The 12,915-nt window shown below is 48.5% G+C and carries 12 protein-coding genes; 1 reads left to right on the top strand and 11 read right to left on the bottom strand.

All coding sequences use genetic code 11. The features are described from left to right. Positions 1-98 precede the first annotated feature (98 nt). The 10 genes from ACLU9Q_RS05495 to ACLU9Q_RS05450 form a co-directional block, all read right to left on the bottom strand. Entirely contained in the window at positions 99-1,352 is a 1,254-nt protein-coding gene (locus ACLU9Q_RS05495; RefSeq protein ID WP_296832114.1) for a saccharopine dehydrogenase family protein, read from the bottom strand. After that, entirely contained in the window at positions 1,349-1,534 is a 186-nt protein-coding gene (locus ACLU9Q_RS05490) for a hypothetical protein (RefSeq protein WP_296832116.1), read from the bottom strand. Before ACLU9Q_RS05490 ends, ACLU9Q_RS05495 begins: the two co-directional genes overlap by 4 nt. A gap of 11 nt (positions 1,535-1,545) precedes the next feature. Continuing rightward, positions 1,546-3,321 carry an ABC transporter substrate-binding protein gene (locus ACLU9Q_RS05485; protein WP_296832119.1) on the bottom strand — a complete coding sequence of 592 codons (1,776 nt, stop codon included), beginning with the start codon at positions 3,319-3,321 and terminating at the stop codon, positions 1,546-1,548. A 5-nt stretch (positions 3,322-3,326) separates the two neighbouring features. After that, on the bottom strand, positions 3,327-4,130 hold the full coding sequence (locus ACLU9Q_RS05480) for an ABC transporter permease (protein WP_330490449.1): 804 nt from the start codon (positions 4,128-4,130) through the stop codon (positions 3,327-3,329). Further along, complete coding sequence (locus ACLU9Q_RS05475; protein ID WP_296832124.1) at positions 4,127-4,924, bottom strand: ABC transporter permease; 798 nt, start codon at positions 4,922-4,924, stop codon at positions 4,127-4,129. Before ACLU9Q_RS05475 ends, ACLU9Q_RS05480 begins: the two co-directional genes overlap by 4 nt. Before the next feature lie 11 nt (positions 4,925-4,935). Further along, on the bottom strand, positions 4,936-6,375 hold the full coding sequence (locus tag ACLU9Q_RS05470; protein ID WP_296832127.1) for an ABC transporter ATP-binding protein: 1,440 nt from the start codon (positions 6,373-6,375) through the stop codon (positions 4,936-4,938). Between the two features lie 42 nt (positions 6,376-6,417). Further along, a complete protein-coding gene (locus ACLU9Q_RS05465) occupies positions 6,418-6,975 on the bottom strand; it encodes a helix-turn-helix domain-containing protein (RefSeq protein ID WP_296832130.1) in 558 nt (185 codons plus the stop codon). Between the two features lie 276 nt (positions 6,976-7,251). Then, complete coding sequence (locus ACLU9Q_RS05460; RefSeq protein ID WP_296832133.1) at positions 7,252-8,592, bottom strand: glycoside hydrolase family 30 protein; 1,341 nt, start codon at positions 8,590-8,592, stop codon at positions 7,252-7,254. A gap of 11 nt (positions 8,593-8,603) precedes the next feature. Then, positions 8,604-9,332, bottom strand: coding sequence for a helix-turn-helix domain-containing protein (locus ACLU9Q_RS05455; protein ID WP_296832135.1), 729 nt, complete (start codon positions 9,330-9,332; stop codon positions 8,604-8,606). 15 nt (positions 9,333-9,347) lie between these two features. After that, positions 9,348-9,590: a sensor histidine kinase gene (locus ACLU9Q_RS05450; RefSeq protein WP_412624723.1), complete on the bottom strand. Its 243-nt coding sequence runs from the start codon at positions 9,588-9,590 to the stop codon at positions 9,348-9,350. Positions 9,591-9,799: 209 nt separating this feature from the next. Between ACLU9Q_RS05450 and ACLU9Q_RS05445 the strand changes: the two genes are divergently transcribed. Continuing rightward, positions 9,800-11,110: an IS4 family transposase gene (locus ACLU9Q_RS05445; protein WP_412624502.1), complete on the top strand. Its 1,311-nt coding sequence runs from the start codon at positions 9,800-9,802 to the stop codon at positions 11,108-11,110. A gap of 13 nt (positions 11,111-11,123) precedes the next feature. On the opposite strand, the gene ACLU9Q_RS05440 is transcribed toward ACLU9Q_RS05445, so the two are convergent. Next, on the bottom strand, positions 11,124-12,905 hold the full coding sequence (locus tag ACLU9Q_RS05440) for a sensor histidine kinase (protein ID WP_412624722.1): 1,782 nt from the start codon (positions 12,903-12,905) through the stop codon (positions 11,124-11,126). Positions 12,906-12,915 lie beyond the last annotated feature (10 nt).

Raw genomic sequence — 12,915 nt, 5'->3', positions numbered from 1 at the left:
TATGTTCTCGCATCTTTAATCATACTATAAAAAGGTTATCCGTGTCAAATAATATCGGGATTTCGTTCTCCTCACCGTTTCCGTTTAATATATTGTATTTACAACATTTCCTTTATTTCATAGCGATATCCGCTTTCTTCCATCAGCTTCAGATACGGCTTCGGATCAAAGTATTCCGGTGAGAATACCCCGGCGTCCTTCCAGATACCACGCCCGATCAGCTCCAACGCCAGCGCCGCCCCAAAACCGGTCTGAGCCGTCACCGCCTGGCTGCCCCAGCGTTTCATAGATTCCTGGTTATCGAAGGGCTGATACAGGAAGTATTCCTTCCTCTTCCCGTCCTTCTTTCCAATACAATGAACACCTACCAGCATCATACCGGTCATCTCATCGCCAATATCCTTCGGCTGCGGCGCGCACGCCGCCACCACGTCGCGCGGTACGACCTGCACATCTCCCACCTGCACCGGATGGATGCCGCGCAGCCCCAGCTTATCCAGCACCTTTAAGGCTGTGATAAGATTTTCGTCGAGACTGATCTTGAAGGTTGCTTTCTTCAGACCGTACTGCTTCAGATAGCGCGGCAATGTCACAACCTCCTCATGCTCCACCTTCACCAGTGTGTTGCATCCGACGCCCTCCGGCATCTCAAAGGTCTCCTGCCCGGCAAACGCTTTTTCCACAAGAAATCCGCCTTTATCCTCATCATATTCCACATTTGGGTTCATCACCTCATCCAGCACAGTCCACACATTAAAACCAAACATGATGTCGTCAGGATCTGCTCCGGGGACAGACAGATTGCCTCCATCCTTCACATGCGCCTCATAAATTTCATCCAGCAGCTCTGTGGCTGCATATTTTGCAAATACATTTACAACACCCGGATCGATCCCAAGACAGATCACCGCCATCTGCCCCTTCGCGTGCCATGCCTCATGACGGTCAAAATTGTATTTCGTCATTGGCTCCAGATAGCTGTTTTCGATGCCCAGGCCGTAAGCCGGCTCATCCATCGGCACCGACCAGGTGCCCATGCTGGCATAATTGCAGCCTGTCTCAAATGCCGCGTCAAATATCATGTTGCTTGCAAAGGGAGGCGCTGCATCCATCACAAAATCAATATGATGTGTGCGGATGAGCTGCTTCATTTCCTCCCGATCTGTCGCATTCACCTTCGACACTGCAAAGCGCGTATCATCTCCAAGCATCGCCGCCACTTCCCGCGCTCTTTTCGCATCATAATCGCAGATCAGCACATAGGGAAGCCATGTGCCTTCCGGATCCCTCCACTGCATGATCTTCAGAATGCTCTCCCCGACAGCACCCGCTCCTACCAGCATCATCCTCATGATAACGTTTCCTCTCTTTCACTCTCTTCCAAAGCGGCACAGACGCGTCCCGGATCCCATCGATCCCTGCGCTCATCGCTCCCTGACTCATCGATCCCTGCGCTCATTGATCCCTGGTTCATCGATCCCTGGCTCATTGATTCCTGGCTCATCGATCCCTGGTTCATCGATCCTTGACTCATCAATTCCTGGCTCATCGTCTGCGTCTTTTCACTGCCAGCGCTGTAACTCCCGCGACAACTGCCAGCGCGATCAGCACCCACGCCCACACTGGCATATCGTTGATATTAAAGCAGCGCACACTGATCCACATTTTGTTAATCGCTTCATTTTGCGCATCATCAAAATAGATCATGATCGACGACCTTGCAATCGCATCCTGCGACGGATACTGCGCAGAAAGCTGTCGTCCCACCTGGTCCGCCGGAGCCGTGATCACATAATCCTCACTGTTTTCATCCTCTGTAAAGAAATAGCTGATATCATAATCAACAACCTCTTCCTCATCCTCTTCGGCGCCATAGCACCAGTCGGCATACTCAAAAATCCGCTCATCCTCTCCGCCGGAAATCACAGAGGTGTAACCGATATAATACATATTGCGGATAACATTATCCGCTCTGGAGTTAAAATTAATGAACGCCTCGGCAGCGTGCTGCTTTGCTGCGTCGCCTCTGATACCGTTTTTCAGCATCACCCAGCCGTCAAAATAAATATTGGTGGATTCCTTCGGCACCGCAAACGCCAGCGTAAACTCATCCTCATCCGCCTGATCCATGGTATACACTGCATCGCCGGACCACTGGTAGTTTGCCGCCACCTTTCCCGTCACCATATCTGCTTTTCCGGAATCTGTCTCAAAAGAATATGCGTTATTTTTCACATCCTGTAAATAATCCTGCACCAATGCGATCGTCTCGGAAGATGTATCGTTCATCTCCTCTTCGAGGTTTTTCTGATAATCCGCATCCTGCAGAAATTCCTCAGACGTAAGTAAATCTGATTTCAGTGCGCCCACTGCCGCAAAATAAGAATCACGCACATTGTCCTTGATCGTCACCTGCCGGTAATACGCCGGATCGTCTAAAATCTTCCAGCTCGATGCATCCTCCTCCGACACAAGATCGGGATTGTACACGATCCCGGTGATGCCCCACATATAGCCTGCTGCGTACTTCGCCCATGCCTCTCCGTTAATCTCTTTTGTCTCAAAAATCGAACGGATATAGGGAGATACTCCATTTATATAATAATTATTTTCATCCGATGTGTCAAAAAATTCCTCCGACAGCGGCACAAGCTGCCCCTGCGCCATCAGCTTCATGATCATGTACTCGGAAGGGCAGACGAGGTCGTATTCATCACCCAAAGTCAGCATATTGTAGAGATCCTCGTTTGTTCCAAAGGTAGAATACTCCACATTTACCTTAATCCCATAGGTTTCCAGATACCACTCCTCGAAATCCTCCACCATGGAATTTATGCCGATAACGTCCCCGCTCTCCAGATCGATCGTCTCTTCCTCATCCCAGTCGCCAAGGTCAATATATTCCTCCCAGTTGCACACCCGCAGCGTAACCTCCGGGATGTTTCCCGGCTGTTCCGCCTGCATATCTCCTGTTGTTTCCGTTGCATCTGCCTGCGCGTCTCCTGTTGTTTCCGTTGCATCCGCCTGTGCGTCTCCTGCTGCCTGTGTTGCATCTGCCTGCGCGTCTCCTGCTGTTTCCGTTGTATCCGCCTGTGCGTCTCCTGCCACCTGTGTTGCATCCGCCTGCGCATCTCCTGCTGTCTGTGTTGTATTTTCCTGCGCGTCACTGGCTGCAAATGTGATCACAGGCATCGCATCACACAGTAAGACGCTGCAGAGAACCGCCGCAGCAATTCTTTTTTTCCATTCGCTCCCCGTACCTCCCGGAAGTATCGCGCGGGCGAACGGACGGCGTTCGAAAAAATGCTTTTTCTTTTTCATCCTTATCACACCTCCGCCCTTTCCGATGGCTCTTTCTGAGCCCGCAGGTTCATCAGAACAACGATCAGAATAACGACCGCAAAGATTACCGTAGACAATGCCCACAGCGCCGTTTTGATCGTTGTCTGAGAACCTTTCGTTGCATTTACCACGTAGGTACTGATGGTGTCAAAGGTAGCCGGCTTTGTATAAGTTGCAACAAAATAATCGTCCAGAGACAGTGTAACCGCCAGCGCAAAGCCGGACACGATTCCCGGAAGGATCTGCGGAATCACGACCTTCCAGAGCGCTTCCGCCGGCGTTGCCCCCAGATCCAGCGCTGCCTCATAAATGCTCGGATCCATCTGCTTCAGCTTCGGGACAACCGACAGGAAAACAAACGGTGCGCATAATGTCACGTGGCCTGCGAGCAGCGGCACAAAGGTATCCTTGCTCACCCCCAGAACCACTACAAGCAGGATGCAGATAGAAAATCCGGTCACAACATCCGCATTCACGACCGGCACCTGGTTCACTGTGGAAAGTGCAGATGATACGCGCTTTCCGCTGTAAAAAGAACCAATTGCCCCCATCGTACCGAGCAGCGTTGCAATCGCTGCCGCCGAAAATGCCAGTGCGATCGTTCCAACGATCATATCCCGCAGCTCAGGCGTCGTAAATAATGTCACATAATTTTTCAGAGAAAATCCACGGATCGCGCCAATCTGTGTGGCATCCGTAAAGCTGTACACTGCCAGAACAAGAATCGGCAGATATAAAAACAACAGGACAAATGCAATTATCACGCCTTTCCAGACTTTCTTCATCATAGCAGTGCACCCCCTCTCGGATTTTCTTCCTCTTCCATACCCTTCGTCAGCAGCGTAAACAGACAGATAATCGCCAGAAGGATCAGTGCGATCATCGAACCGCCGTTCCAGTTATAAGCCGCAAAATAACTGCTGATCAGACTTCCCATAATGTATGTGCTGTTATACAGCATATCCAGCACCACATAGTTTGTCATTGCCGGCAGAAATACCATAGCAATACCGCTTACGATTCCCGGCACCGAGAGCGGCAATGTCACTTTTAAAAATGCTTCGCGGTCATTCGCCCCCAGATCCCGCGCCGCCTCCAGCAGCGATTCATCCAGCTTCACGATCGTATTGTAGATCGGCAGGATCATAAACGGAAGAAAATCATAGGTCATGCCAATTACCGCGTTAAGAAACGGATAATATGCCAGGTTATTTTCAATTAATGTAAGAATTTCCTTCAGCGCCGTAATGCGCAGAGAAAAATTTATCCACATCGGCATAATAAAAATCATCACGATCACCGACTTTGCTTTCAGTTTACTCTTTGCAAGAATATACGCCGTTGGGTATGCAAGCAGCAGACAGACTGCTGTCGTCGTGAGCGAGATTGCAAAGCTGTAGCAAAGCGTTCCCAGCGTGTTCGGGTTCGTGAAAAACCCGGTCAGATTTGACAGCGTAAACTGCCCCTGCCCGTTTGTGAACGCGTAATAGATCAGCACCAGAAGCGGCGCAACCACAAAAAGCGCCAGAAAAAGCGCATAGGGGATTCCCAGACTTTTTCTGGAAAATGATATTTTTCCCATCGCTCCCCCTCCTATCTTTTCACCGAAAATTTCATTTTTTCTACCGGCATGATCAGCCCCACCTGGTCGTCCATATTCCACAGATACTCATCATTCACTACAAAATCCTGCCCCATATCCGTGTGTATGACATAGCTGTAGTGGTCGCCCTTGTAGATTAAGTTGCTGATGTAGCCCTGCACAAGCCCTTCATCCTGATGATCCGTCATTTTTATATCATTCGGACCGATCGCCGCCATCACGCGGATCTTGCGCGGATCGATCTCTTCACCCGATGCATCCAGAAGCGTCCCGTCCTCCGCGCGCTTACTTCCCTTGATGATTTTTGTCAGACTGGTATCCAGAACCTCGCCGTTATACTCCAGCCTGTGATTCTTATTAATTTCCACTGCAAAAATATTTGTGTGATCTTCTGCGATCATAATATGAATATTATCCGGTTCTACGCGCATTCCCACCGGATCCCCCGGTTTCGCGGATTTCACCGACTGGATCACCATCTCATTTTTACCGGATGCCACCGTGATCTCATAATGCATCCCTTTAAATATCACAGAGGTTACCACGCCGCGGATCGTGCCGTCCTGCGGAGCCGTCAATATCACATCCTCCGGACGAACAACCGCTGTGATATGCGTACCCTCTTCCACATCATCCACACATTCAAACTCACCGCCGCAGAAACGTGCCCGCAGGTGCCCTGTCATAATGCCGTTGAAAATATTACTGTCTCCAATAAAGTCCGCAACAAAAGCATTTTTCGGTTCATTATAAATATCCTCCGGCGTACCGATCTGCTGCGTCTTTCCCTCGGACATTACCACGATCTTATCCGACATGGTAAGCGCCTCTTCCTGATCGTGCGTCACATAAATAAATGTGATGCCAAGCTCCTTGTGCATCGCCTTCAGCTCCAGCTGCATCTCCTTGCGCATCTTCAGATCCAACGCGCCCAGCGGCTCATCCAAAAGCAGGATTTCCGGTTCATTTACTACCGCGCGCGCGATTGCAACACGCTGCTGCTGCCCGCCGGAAAGCGTGGAAACGCGGCGATTCTCAAAGCCCTCCAGATCCACCAGCTCCAGAACCTTTTTGACCTTCTTTTCGATCACGTTGTTCGGCGTCTTTTTCTGCTTCAGACCAAATGCGATATTGTCAAAAATATTCATATGCGGAAACAGAGCGTAGCGCTGAAACACCGTGTTGATCGGACGCTTATGCGGCGGCAGATTCGTGATCGGCTTTCCGTTCAGCAGAATTTCCCCCTCCGTCGGAATATCAAAGCCTGCGATCATGCGCAGCGTTGTCGTCTTTCCGCACCCGGATGGTCCCAAAAATGTCACAAATTCTCCACGCTTCACCTCCAGGTTGAAATCTTCTACAGCGTGAAAACCGTCCTCAAATGTTTTTGTGATATGTTTTAATTCAATAATATTTTCTCTCTGCTCCATCGCAACTCCCTCATAATTTCTGTATATTTTTTATTGCCCGCCTTAAAACATCGGCGGCGTGCTTACCCAGATAAATTTTGCCGGCCGGTTGCCGGGGTTTTCTATCCTATGCTTACGCTTGGCGGGATAATAAAAGCTTTCTCCCGACTTTACATGATAAACCTGATCTCCCAGATAAAGATTTAGCTTCCCGGAAATCACATATCCAAATTCCTCTCCGTCGTGCGGTTTATCCTCATCCAGGCTCTGATGCGGCTGCATCACCACCAGAAGCGGCTCCATCTGATACTTCTGCGCCGTCGGCACGATCCACTGAATACTGTTTCCGCCCTCGTCTACCTTTTCAAAAAAGCCTTCCTCCGTGAACACGATCTGTTCCTCCACCGCTTCCTTGAAAAAATCGGACGCTGTCGTTCCAAGGCACTCGATCAGATCCAGCAGCGTCACGATGGACGGCGATACCTGCCCGCGCTCAAGCTGCGAAATAAATCCCTTCGTCAGCTCCGCCCGGTCTGCAAGATCCTGCTGTGTCAACCCGTTGCGATTGCGCAGATCTCTTATCTTTTTGCCGATCTGGGCATTCACATAGTCCTGTTCCATTTGCCCTCGCTCTCCTTTTTCTGTCCTTGCCGTTCTAAACTAAAAATCACTTTTTACTAAACTTTTCGCCCTGAATTCGATTATACTATTAATAAACTTTTCGTCAACTATTAATGCTATTTCGAATTGTATTTTTTTATATACAATCAGCGTACACACCTACAGGACCTTCCACCGGCAGCTTCCTTCGGATACATGGCAGCTAAAAACATCCACCGGACATTTTTGTCGTATGCATGGCAACAAAAAAGGGGACCAACGGTCCCCCATACTGTTTTAAATGGTTACTGTCGTGATAGATTCCGCCGGAAGGCAGATCTTCGCGACCATACCTTCTATACGCAGCTTCACGTTTTTTTCTTCTTTTTCACGGTTAAGAAGCACTGCCTGGATCACCCCGTCCGGTTTTTCAAATGCCGTCGCATCAATTTCATCCGTGTACCGGCTTGTGCCGATCCAAGTTGCTCCCGGCTGGATAAAATGACTGAAATGACGGATATAGGAAAGCGTGTTGCGTTCCAGAAGCTTTTTCTCTTTTGTATCATAAAGATACGGTGCATCACAGAAATTCCCCACATGATTGGGGCCTCCTGTCTCGTCCAAAAGAAGATTCCAGTCATAAAAAGCTGTCATGCCCTGGTTCAGATTGCCGATGATATCATGGGCATACTTCTGTGCATTTGCCAGATAATCATCCGCGCTGTATTTGCTGTACTCAATACATGCCTCTGACAGAATAAGCTTTTTGCCGGGGAACCGGTCTCTTACATAAGAAAGCGCTTCAAAATGATCTCCGCTGTACCAGTGGAAAGCAAGCCCTGTTATCATATGATCGGTCGTCTCATCAATGATCTTGCAGGCACGCTCAAATACCCGTTCCTTATTGTGGTCCCAGATAAAAATTTCAATATCATCAAGTCCATGCTCCTGCAGAGCCGGATACAGGAAATCCCGCAGAAATTCTTTTTCCTGTTCTGCAGTATAAACACAGGAATCCCAGGTCTGCACCGCCGCCGGTTCGTTCTGCAGAGACATTCTTGTGATGCGGCAGCCTGCCTCGCGAAGCTTCCGGATGTACCGGCATATATACTGCGCCCACCATCCGCGGTATTCTTCCTTCAGTGAGCCTCCGTGAACCCGCTCCCCATTTGTTTTCATGAATGCAGGCGGAGACCACGGTGAGATCATCAGCTCCACCTTCCGCCCGGAAACAGCTTCCACATCTCTGAGCAGCGGCATCACATACTGAAAGGCGCGTTCCAGAGAAAAGCTCTCCATCTCTTTATCTTCCGGGTCACTCATTGCCTCATACTGTTCCATGGAAAAATCGCAGCTATCCAGATGGATCCTGCCAAGGCGGTAATTCATTTCATCCGTATCAAAATAAGTATGGATCAGCTTCCTGCGGTCCTCATCATCCATCTGGGCGTATACATATCCGGCAGAATCTGTAAAAGCTCCGCCGAATCCCTCAAATTTTTGTCCCCTTACAGACGGATAAATATTTATCACATTATTTTCCACATCCACATCCGGTACAAACAAAACCTCTCCCTTACTTACACACTTCTGATCTCGCTTAAATACCGTTGTCTCATAAAATAATCGTTCTCTCATAAGCTGTCCTCTCAATGATTTTTCTTATACTCGCTGGGTGTCATTCCGGTTACCTTTTTAAACACCCGCGTAAAATACTTCTCATCGTGGAATCCCACTTTATATGCGATCTCATACGTTTTAAAATAATTTTGTTTCAGATAAGCACATGCATGTTCTATTCTCACACGATTAAGATAATCAACGAATCCGACACCAAGGAACTGGGAAAACAGGGTCGAGAGATACCCAGGGGAAATTCCCACCACTTCCGCTACCTTCTGCAGAGTCAGGTCTTTGCAGTAATATTCCTCCATATACTCTCTTGCCCGCTCTACAAGCCCGGAATTATTGCCTTCTTCCACCGTTTCCTTCCTGTCCGGACCCTCTATATCATCTGCAATCTTCAGGATCTGCGCGAGGATATCCGAGGAACGGCTGGGCTTCAGCATATAATTTTTTGCGCCGTAATTCAGCGCCTGCTGCGCATACCGGAATTCCTCGAATCCGCTGAGTATAATCGTCGCCGGCAGAATATCCGCCCCCTTTGCCTCCTTCATAACCTCGATCCCATCCTTCAGCGGCATCTGTACGTCCAGAAGCATAATATCCGGCCGGCTTTGAAAAATAATGTCCAGTGCCTCCTGCCCGTTTTGGGCTGTATAAATCTGAGCGAACCGATCCGTATGAAGCCGGATATACTTCTCAATTCCATTGCGGATCATGTCCTCATCTTCTGCTATTAATAATCTTAGTGTCATTTCATCCCTCTCTGCTTACTGCTGAACCATATCCTCTTTCTGCCCGGCCGTATCCTCTTCTGACTGCAAAGCAGGAATGCGGATCGTTATCAGCGTGCCCTCGCCCACACGGCTCTCAATATTCAAATAAGCTTTCTCTCCATACTCCAATTCCAGACGTTCTTTTACATTACGGATGCCATAACGTCCTATTTTCTGTCCGGTAAATGCTTTTTCATAATCTTTTTCCCAGATATTCCGAAGCTGGGTTTCGTTCATCCCCACTCCCAATGTCATTTAGTTAAGGCAATTGAAAAAGATCAATCTGAAGGTCTAACTTAAATTTTTTAATAAATTTAAGAAAAAGGGTTGACACAGAATCCAAAATGTGCGGCCGCTCTCGCTACTGATTATATTTTAAGAAGTAGCGAGAGCGGCCCTTGAAATTGAAGCTAAAATTATCATTTCAATTTCAAGGAGGTACCCGTATGTCATTCCCGCAAAAAGTTAAATCTACCCTCTGGGCAATCGTCAACTCCATGACCAGCAGCATGGACAAATTTGTCAAAAATCCCGAAAAGGATTTTACTCGTGACCGGAAACTGGGCTTTCTACAACTGGTCCGTTTCTTCCTTTGCATGGAAAGTGGATGCATCAGCCATGAGTTGCTGAAATATTTCTATTTTCTGCCCGATGAAGTTCCGACGGCTTCCGCTTTCATCCAGCAGCGCGCAAAGCTCCGCCCTGATACCTTCCTGCACATCCTCAGACAGCTTAACCTCCGCTTTCCTACACAAAAGCTTTGGGGAAAGTATTCCCTTATTGCCGCAGACGGCTGTGAATTTAACATTGCGCGGAATCCGCAGGACCCTTCCACCTTCCATCCCACAAGCGGCAGGTCAAAGAAGGGGTTCAACTCCATCCATACCATTTCCCTGTATGACCTGCTTTCCAAGCGGTATCTGGATGCCATCATACAGCCGGGCAGACGCAAAAACGAATTTGCTGCCCTCTGCCAGCTTATAGACCGCTATATTTATGGCGGCTCCCCTGTCTTCGTTGCAGACAGGGGCTTTGCCAGCTATAACGTCTTCGCACATGCGCTTGAGAAAGGCTGTTTCTTTGCCATCCGCGCCAAGGATGTCAATATAAAGCGTCTCCTTGCGATTGGCAGCCTCCCCAGCCAGATGGACCGGTGGGCAGAGGTGATACTTACCCGGTCAATGGCCAAAAAGAAAAGGCAGCATCCCGAATTGGAAAGCCTTTACCGCTATATATGCAAGACGGTTTCCTTTGACTTTATCACAGAAAGCAGTCCCGAATACCGCATGCGTCTGCGCGTAGTCCGTTTCCAGATAGCGGAAGGGGTTTATGAAAATGTCATCACGAACCTTCCGGAAGATGAATTCTCATCAGAACAGATCAGGCACATTTATCATCTCCGGTGGAACCAGGAAACTTCCTTCCGTGACTTAAAACATACGATCGGAACCGCAAACTTCCACGCCAAATCCCAGGAATACATTGAGTTTGAGATTCTCTGCCGGATGACGCTGTATAATTTTTGTACCATCATAATCATGGATACCGCTATAAAAAAGGAAACGGGGAAATGGGCGTATCAGGTCAATCTGTCTATGGCGATAAAAATATGTTTTGCATTCCTTTCAGACCATATGGGTCCCGGAAATATAAATGACCTGATCAGCCGTTATATACTGCCGATCAGGCCAGACCGAACCTATGCCCGCCAGCTAAGGTTCCAGGTACCGGCCAGTTTCGCTTACCGTTTCGTGTAAAGCGGAACTGCCATTAGCAGTATACCATTTTTAAGGCAGATATGCAATCTGTCTGTTTGCCATACCCAAAAACTTCCCATTGTACTACATATCCGGTTATAGAGCTTCGTACAGCTGGTAAAATCCCCATATCATTCCAATATAGGGCTGTTTTATGGCAGGGATTCTCTAACATGTCTTGTTTAACTAAATGACATTGCCCCACTCCTGTATCCTGTATGAGAAACTCAAGATACTCACCATCCGTTTTTGCCGTTACTGTCAGTATAAACTCTGCCGTACTGCTCTGCATTCCATGGATCACAGAATTCTCTACAAAAGGCTCCAGGATCAGCTTCGGGATCATTTCATGCCGGACCGCCGGTTCCATATTTATGTGATATTCCAACTGTTTCTGAAAACGCAGCTTCTGAATCTCCAGATACCGCTCCAGCAGCGCCATCTCCATCTCTACCGTCACCCGGCGCTTTCCCTGCCCCAGCACCAGGCGGAAAAGCTGTGCCAGCTCGTAAATACTCTCAGCCGTTGCCTCATCGCCCTCGCCTGTTGCCTGCCAGTAAATACTGTCCAGGGCATTATACAAAAAATGCGGATTGATCTGAGCCTGCAGGATCGCCAGCTCACTCTCCCGCTCCTTCAGGACCAGGATGTAATTCTTATTGATCAGCTCCCGGATATCCGTTACCATCTGATTGAAGCAGGCAGCCACCTGCCCCACTTCATCATTCGTCTGAATCTCTACCTGCTGTTCAAAATCCCCCTGCCGGAACTGCACCATAGCTTCACAGACCGTCTGCAGGGGTTGGCTGATCCGTTTGGACAGTGCATGTACGATCGGCCACATGGCAAATACCATGCCGAGCAAAAGCAGAAGCGGTATATAAACTACCTCCCGCAAAAGATCGAAAAGTCCCTGTTTCGGCATAATTTTGCAGACATGCCATCCGGCATCCGAAATAGGACCGGTATAAATCTCCCATTTCCCCTTTGTGCCATGATACTCTGCAGCAGTTGTCAGCCGTTCCTCCTGCAGATACTGCCTCATTTCATCCTCTACATACCCATAGCTGATGATCTCATTGCCGCCTTTATCTAACAGAATAATTCCGTCCTCGTCAGATCCCAGAACGCTGCGGCACAATTTTTCCACCGTTTCCTGCGAGATTCCGATCGTCAGATAGCCAAGAAGTCTGCTGCGGGACTGGTTAAAAATTGCCCGGCACAAAACCAGCTTTTCCGAACGATTTGCCTGATAGATCTCTCCGCTGCCCTTCGCCGCGCTCACCCACAGGCCTTTTCCCTGCAGCTCCACAGCTTTCCGGTACGCGTGCGTCGCCTTCAGCTCATCTAAATCTGAAATATAAGAGCTGCTTGAATCAATACAGCGCAGATAAGGAAAAACGCCATTTTCCGGATAGATAGACAGTGTTTTGATATATCCCTTCAGCGCCATGGTATCTTCTATCGTCTGTACCGGCGTCCGGTGCTGCCAGAGCTGCGCATCGTTATTCAGTGTCTGTGCATTCTCCGAGGTCAGTACATCCTGTATCTCCTGGTTGATCGCCAGATTCAGCGACAGATACCGGACATCCTCCTCGACAATATTGAGAGAAAGCGCCAGATTATTCATTCCCGCTTTCTGTTGAACCAGATATTCCTGCTGATTTATGTAATACCGGTATCCGGTCACCGCAATGCAGATCAGAACCAAGATAGGTATAATTACAATATACGTATAAAAAATAATTTTCTTCCCGATCGACAGATTCCGGATGTCTTCCTTAATCCTTCTCATCGCGATTCCT

It is taken from the genome of Marvinbryantia sp., from assembly GCF_047017445.1.
Taxonomy (GTDB): domain Bacteria; phylum Bacillota; class Clostridia; order Lachnospirales; family Lachnospiraceae; genus Marvinbryantia.
Note: the sequence above shows the minus strand (reverse complement) of the source record. Positions and strands in the feature narration are given on the sequence as shown.

Excerpts from the sequence above, each read along its gene's own strand:
- ACLU9Q_RS05480 (WP_330490449.1), bottom strand. The coding sequence starts at position 4,130 with ATGATGAAGAAAGTCTGGAAAGGCGTGATAATTGCATTTGTCCTGTTG.
- ACLU9Q_RS05470 (WP_296832127.1), bottom strand. The coding sequence starts at position 6,375 with ATGGAGCAGAGAGAAAATATTATTGAATTAAAACATATCACAAAAACA.
- ACLU9Q_RS05465 (WP_296832130.1), bottom strand. The coding sequence starts at position 6,975 with ATGGAACAGGACTATGTGAATGCCCAGATCGGCAAAAAGATAAGAGAT.
- ACLU9Q_RS05440 (WP_412624722.1), bottom strand. The coding sequence starts at position 12,905 with ATGAGAAGGATTAAGGAAGACATCCGGAATCTGTCGATCGGGAAGAAA.
- ACLU9Q_RS05475 (WP_296832124.1), bottom strand. The coding sequence starts at position 4,924 with ATGGGAAAAATATCATTTTCCAGAAAAAGTCTGGGAATCCCCTATGCG.
- ACLU9Q_RS05460 (WP_296832133.1), bottom strand. The coding sequence starts at position 8,592 with ATGAGAGAACGATTATTTTATGAGACAACGGTATTTAAGCGAGATCAG.
- ACLU9Q_RS05445 (WP_412624502.1), top strand. The coding sequence starts at position 9,800 with ATGTCATTCCCGCAAAAAGTTAAATCTACCCTCTGGGCAATCGTCAAC.
- ACLU9Q_RS05495 (WP_296832114.1), bottom strand. The coding sequence starts at position 1,352 with ATGAGGATGATGCTGGTAGGAGCGGGTGCTGTCGGGGAGAGCATTCTG.
- ACLU9Q_RS05455 (WP_296832135.1), bottom strand. The coding sequence starts at position 9,332 with ATGACACTAAGATTATTAATAGCAGAAGATGAGGACATGATCCGCAAT.
- ACLU9Q_RS05450 (WP_412624723.1), bottom strand. The coding sequence starts at position 9,590 with ATGAACGAAACCCAGCTTCGGAATATCTGGGAAAAAGATTATGAAAAA.
- ACLU9Q_RS05490 (WP_296832116.1), bottom strand. The coding sequence starts at position 1,534 with ATGAGTCAAGGATCGATGAACCAGGGATCGATGAGCCAGGAATCAATG.
- ACLU9Q_RS05485 (WP_296832119.1), bottom strand. The coding sequence starts at position 3,321 with ATGAAAAAGAAAAAGCATTTTTTCGAACGCCGTCCGTTCGCCCGCGCG.